Genomic DNA, 4,930 nt, shown 5'->3' with positions numbered 1-4,930 from the left:
GCTTATCGTAAAGAGCCAATCTCAGGCTTCATCGTGATTATCGGAGCGGTGGATGCTGTCATTGGTGGTGTAGGCGGACGCTGGTCATTATTCAGTTTTGGACTGATGATGGTGGGAATAGCAGTGGCAGTCCGTTGGTGGCAAAGCCAAAGTCAGCAAACTGAACTGGCTGAGCAGCCTGTCGAGCGCTATCTTCCCCCCAGTTCTTCCCGTCCACCATTACCGATGTTGAGTGCTGTCAAGGGTCAATCACATCGAGGTCAACCTCGACGTCAACCACCTCGATAGGTCAAGTTGTTTTAAGATCAAACTGTTCATCCCTAAGGCAATAGGGGAAACAAAGGGGAGAGCATAGTTATCAGTGGTAAGTTACCAATTACCAATTACCAATGACCTTTTGACCAATTCACAGGAATGGCTCAAAATTGGTCAGGTAGCTAGTCATAGCGGGTTACCCGTTAAGACCATTCGCTATTACGAAGAGATTGGTCTGCTTACGCCAGTCACAACCCGCTCCCCTTCTGGCTATCGCCTGTTTACCAGGCAGGTGCTGAATCGACTGGCTTTTATAAAACGTGCCCAATCCCTAGGACTTAGCCTTAGTGAGATTCAAGACATCCTCAAAATCCATGACTTTGGTGAGTTACCTTGTGGAGCAGTTAAGCAGCATCTACTGCTCAAAATTGAGGGAATCACTGAACAAATAGAAGCATTGGAACTACTAAAGTCCGAGTTGTTGGGTATAATCTCCGGTTGGCAAGAACATCCCCCTGACGCGGTGAAAAGTAAGACGATTTGCCCTAACCTTGGCCAATAGGCCACGCTACGCGAACAACAACCATGAAAAAAATACCGTTGGCGATTTTGGGAACTGTGCTCGGGATCATGACAGTGGTCACCAGTACCACCTACGCTAGGGAATCAAGACTGGGGCTAATGGTTGCAGCTATACCGGAAATGGCTTCATCCCAGGCTCAATCTTGGAGAACTCCTCAATTAGTGCGTACTATTCAAGCCCATTCTACCGCTGTGGATGCTCTGTCATTTAGTCCTAGTGGGCGAGTGCTACTCAGTGGGGGGAGCAGGAGTGATGCCCATCTGAAATTATGGTGGCTGAAAACCGGTCGTGAAATTGATAGCCTGCGAGTACACCAAACCTCAGTGTCTGACATGGCTTTTAGTGCTGATGGGACAATTCTGGCTAGTGTCGGGGAGGATGGTGGGGTCAACTTGTGGCAATGGAATCAGCAAGACTACACAGGAGACTATACCCGTACTTTTCTAGGGCATAGAAGCAATTTGCTTTCCCTAGCTATGACCTCAGATAGTAAGGTGTTAGTGACTGGGGGATTGGATGGTATTCGGGTGTGGGACCTCAGAAACCAACGTCCCCTTTACACTCTGGCAAATTTTGATCATCCAACCTATTCCCTAGCGCTTCATCCCAAGGCCGAAACCTTGGTCAGTGGACTCAAAAATGGCACGATTAAAATTTGGAATCTGAACACAGGACAACCGCTTTACGTGATTCGAGCTCATCAAGGTATCACTAGTGCCCTAGCCTTTACCCCTAATGGTAGAACCCTAGTCAGCAGTGGTTATGACGGTAAGATTAGGGTCTGGGATACAAAGACTTGGCAGCTTAAGTATACCTTGGCCAAACATACTGGCAAAATTCGTGCGATCGCAATTAATCCAGTTAATGGCACAATTCTGGCTAGTGCTAGTCGTGATGGGGTTCGGTTGTGGAATTTGAACACTGGTAAGCAGATTGCTTGGTTGACTGGACATCAAGATTGGGTACAATCCGTTGCCTTTAGTCGGGATGGACGTTTACTGGCTACTGGGGGATTTGATCGGACGATAAACATTTGGCAGGCGAATACAACAGAGGTAGCAGTGACTCAGTAAGGGATTTGCTTGTCAAAACAATATCAATTACAGTAGCGTGGGCAAACTTCCATTATCTAGAATACTCAAAATAACTAAACTAGTTTTGCCCACCTTACAAGCTAAACAAGATCATGACAGATAAATCGAATAATCTTGCTATTATTCATTTCGATGGTGTCAGCAAAAGACGAACTAATCAGTCCGCCTGTGGTGCTATAATTCAGTATCAAGGTGAGGTTTATCCAGTGTCTCAATACGTAGGATTTACTACCCAAAACCAAACTGAGTATATGGGACTAATCCTTGGACTACAGAAGACTCTAAAGCTTGGAGCAAAACAAGCCAAAATCTATGGAGATTGCGAACTAGTAATTAACCAGCTCCATGGGGATTATATGGTTAAAAACAACAATTTGGTTAGCTTTCATACCCGAGCAAAAACCCTTCTTGATAAACTTGATTTCTACGAATTAATCTGGATTAACAAAACCCAAAACCTTGAAGCTGACCAGTTAGCTAATGACTGTATCGATTTGGAAAAGTCCTAGAAGTAAACGTAAGCATTCAGCTGACAGCTGTCAGCTGAATGCTTACCTCAGTTATCTTTTGATGCCTGCTCCTCTTGCAACAGTTGCTCTTTGGAATCTGCCCAGTAGGCAGCGTAAGTCCAAACTTCCTCGTTATCGTTTTCTTTGCTTTCTACTGACCATCGATAAATAGCTGATTTCGGCTCAACCCCAATTTCTATAAGCTTGGCACCCATATAGTACTCCATCTGGTTTTTGGTCATATACTTGACCCCAGTAGGCTCATTCTTTTTTACGGTTCGGGACATGAAAGCCTTGGTATGTTTTGCCATTTTGTTTCTGTTTTGGATTTGAATATTAAGAATTGCTGATGTCTTGCATCCGTTCTTGACTAATCTCTAGCAAGACTTAGACACAATTCTTAATATTCTAATGCTTGAAGCGAGAACAGAGTTAGGTAAAGTACCCTACTTCCGGTATTTTCGGGCTGCGCAACGGCTGAACACCTAGTGATGGGATGGGCTTGATTGTTGCCAGACTTTGCTGCTGCTGTACCATGGGATTGACCTTTGGTCACGCTATAGGCATTGCCGACGCTGCGCGTTCGCGTAGCGTGGCCTACGGCCAAACGCGATTGACCTTTGGTCACGCTTCGCGATCGCATTAGTCGCATTAGTATGAAAAAAAGGATGAAGGTCAGCAGTTGCATTCAGACCAGTCTACCAAAGGCACTGCCAACGGCAATTGTGGCTTATCATCCAGTGGCCAGATCCCTCAGTGTTGAGGAACTAATCAACCGCAATTTCCATCACGAGTGAGGTACACAGGATTTTTTTCTACTCCCCCCTCCCCGTGCCAGAAACCACTACTAACAAAACTTTTCCCCCTACTCCCTACTCCCTACTCCCTAAAACCAATGTATCTGGGAAAATTGAACCTTAAGCCTGTCTACTGGCTCTTAGGGCTAATCTTGGCAGTCATCCTCCTATGGGCACTACCCAAGCCCTGGCACGCAGCCAGTTTATCTACTGACCCGAAAGTATTACATGTCCTCAATCGCGTTAGTTTTGGTCCTCGCCCTGGGGACATCGAACGGGTAAAATCCATGGGGGTTGATGCTTATATTAAGTCCCAACTTTCCCCAGAATCTATCCCTGAACCGCCACAACTGAGGAAACAACTCAATAATTTAGAAACCCTGGAACTGAATCCAGTGGAGGTATGGAAAGGCTATGCACCACCACAAGGTAAAAAGAAACGGCAGCTGAGTCAGCAAGAACGCAAGCAGGCTCAAAAGCAATCGCAAATACCTAGGCAGCAGGGATTGGAAGCCCGTTTAATCAGAGCGATCGCTAGCCCTCAACAGCTTCAGGAAGTAATGGTAGACTTCTGGTTCAACCACTTCAATGTTTTTGATAGCAAGGGATTGAATCGGATCTGGGTTAGTTCCTTTGAACAAGATGCCATTAGACCCCATGCCCTTGGTCGTTTTCGGGATTTGTTAGGTGCTACAGCTCACCATCCCGCCATGCTTTTCTATTTAGACAATCACCAAAACACTGCACCAGGAAGTCCAGGAGCTCGTGGTCGATACAAAGGGCTTAATGAAAACTATGCTCGGGAACTGATGGAACTCCACACCCTAGGAGTAGATGGTGGCTACACCCAAGAGGATGTAATTACCTTAGCGCGGATCTTGACTGGCTGGACTACTGACCGTGAGGGTAAACACGGTGACAGTAGGGGATTTTATTTCCAAACTAAGCGCCATGATTACAGTGATAAGGTTTTGCTGGGTACACCGATTCCAGGTAGTGGCAGCCTAGAAGGAGAGCAAGCCCTAGACCTTCTGGCTCGTCATCCCTCCACCGCCCATTACATTAGCTATAAATTAGCCCAGTACTTTGTAGCTGATCAGCCACCAGCAAAGCTAGTAGACACTCTCGCCCAACGCTTTTTGAAGACCGATGGGGATATTCGTAAGGTTCTAGAAACCCTATTTCAAAGCCCTGAATTTTGGGACACTCAGTATTACAACAGTAAATTTAAATCCCCCTATCACTACATCATCTCAGCAGTGCGAGCTACAGGCAGTAAAAAGCCCAAATGGAAAACCCTCTCTGGTATTATCCGTCAGCTAGGAATGCCCATCTACGGCTGCCCAACTCCCAATGGTTACAAAAACACTGAGAAGGCTTGGCTCAGTCCAGATGGGATGATTCGCCGGGTCAGCTTTGCCACTGCATTAGCCAATGGTAATTTCGAGCAGCGTCAACCTAAAGAAAAGCGTAAACCTGTAGATGCTGTCCAACTCAGGAAAACCCTAGCCAATCACTTTTCTGACCAAACCAAAGAAGTCATCGACAGTAGTCCCGCTAAGCTACGAGCCGCCTTGATTTTAGGCAGTCCAGAAATGATGTATCGGTAGTATCTTAGGGAACAGGGAATAGGGAATAGGGAACAGGGAATAGGGAATAGGGAATAGGGAGTAGGGAGTAGGGAGTAGGGAA

The 4,930-nt window shown here is 46.2% G+C and carries 8 protein-coding genes; 6 read left to right on the top strand and 2 right to left on the bottom strand.

Annotated features, from left to right (window positions below):
* From F6K37_RS32115 to F6K37_RS32100, 4 genes are all read left to right on the top strand, one after another.
* Positions 1–288 (top strand): hypothetical protein (locus tag F6K37_RS32115; protein WP_287254645.1); only part of this gene is annotated, 288 nt, incomplete at its 5' end.
* A gap of 73 nt (positions 289–361) precedes the next feature.
* Entirely contained in the window at positions 362–817 is a 456-nt protein-coding gene (locus tag F6K37_RS32110; protein ID WP_287254643.1) for a heavy metal-responsive transcriptional regulator, read from the top strand.
* Positions 818–840: 23 nt separating this feature from the next.
* Complete coding sequence (locus F6K37_RS32105) at positions 841–1,911, top strand: WD40 repeat domain-containing protein (RefSeq protein WP_287254641.1); 1,071 nt, start codon at positions 841–843, stop codon at positions 1,909–1,911.
* Between the two features lie 113 nt (positions 1,912–2,024).
* Entirely contained in the window at positions 2,025–2,441 is a 417-nt protein-coding gene (locus tag F6K37_RS32100; RefSeq protein WP_008180426.1) for a ribonuclease HI family protein, read from the top strand.
* Between the two features lie 47 nt (positions 2,442–2,488).
* On the opposite strand, the gene F6K37_RS32095 is transcribed toward F6K37_RS32100, so the two are convergent.
* Both F6K37_RS32095 and F6K37_RS32090 read right to left on the bottom strand, forming a co-directional pair.
* On the bottom strand, positions 2,489–2,752 hold the full coding sequence (locus F6K37_RS32095) for a hypothetical protein (protein WP_008180428.1): 264 nt from the start codon (positions 2,750–2,752) through the stop codon (positions 2,489–2,491).
* A gap of 89 nt (positions 2,753–2,841) precedes the next feature.
* Positions 2,842–3,084, bottom strand: coding sequence for a hypothetical protein (locus F6K37_RS32090; RefSeq protein ID WP_143764194.1), 243 nt, complete (start codon positions 3,082–3,084; stop codon positions 2,842–2,844).
* Between the two features lie 13 nt (positions 3,085–3,097).
* Here F6K37_RS32090 and F6K37_RS32085 point away from each other — a divergent pair, with 13 nt between their 5' ends.
* Together F6K37_RS32085 and F6K37_RS32080 are read left to right on the top strand one after the other, a co-directional pair.
* Entirely contained in the window at positions 3,098–3,238 is a 141-nt protein-coding gene (locus F6K37_RS32085) for a hypothetical protein (protein ID WP_154659691.1), read from the top strand.
* A gap of 98 nt (positions 3,239–3,336) precedes the next feature.
* Positions 3,337–4,848 carry a DUF1800 domain-containing protein gene (locus F6K37_RS32080; RefSeq protein WP_287254647.1) on the top strand — a complete coding sequence of 504 codons (1,512 nt, stop codon included), beginning with the start codon at positions 3,337–3,339 and terminating at the stop codon, positions 4,846–4,848.
* Positions 4,849–4,930 lie beyond the last annotated feature (82 nt).

This window comes from Moorena sp. SIO4E2 (assembly GCF_010671945.1).
Taxonomy (GTDB): domain Bacteria; phylum Cyanobacteriota; class Cyanobacteriia; order Cyanobacteriales; family Coleofasciculaceae; genus Moorena; species Moorena producens.
This window is presented reverse-complemented; position numbering and strand designations above follow the sequence as displayed.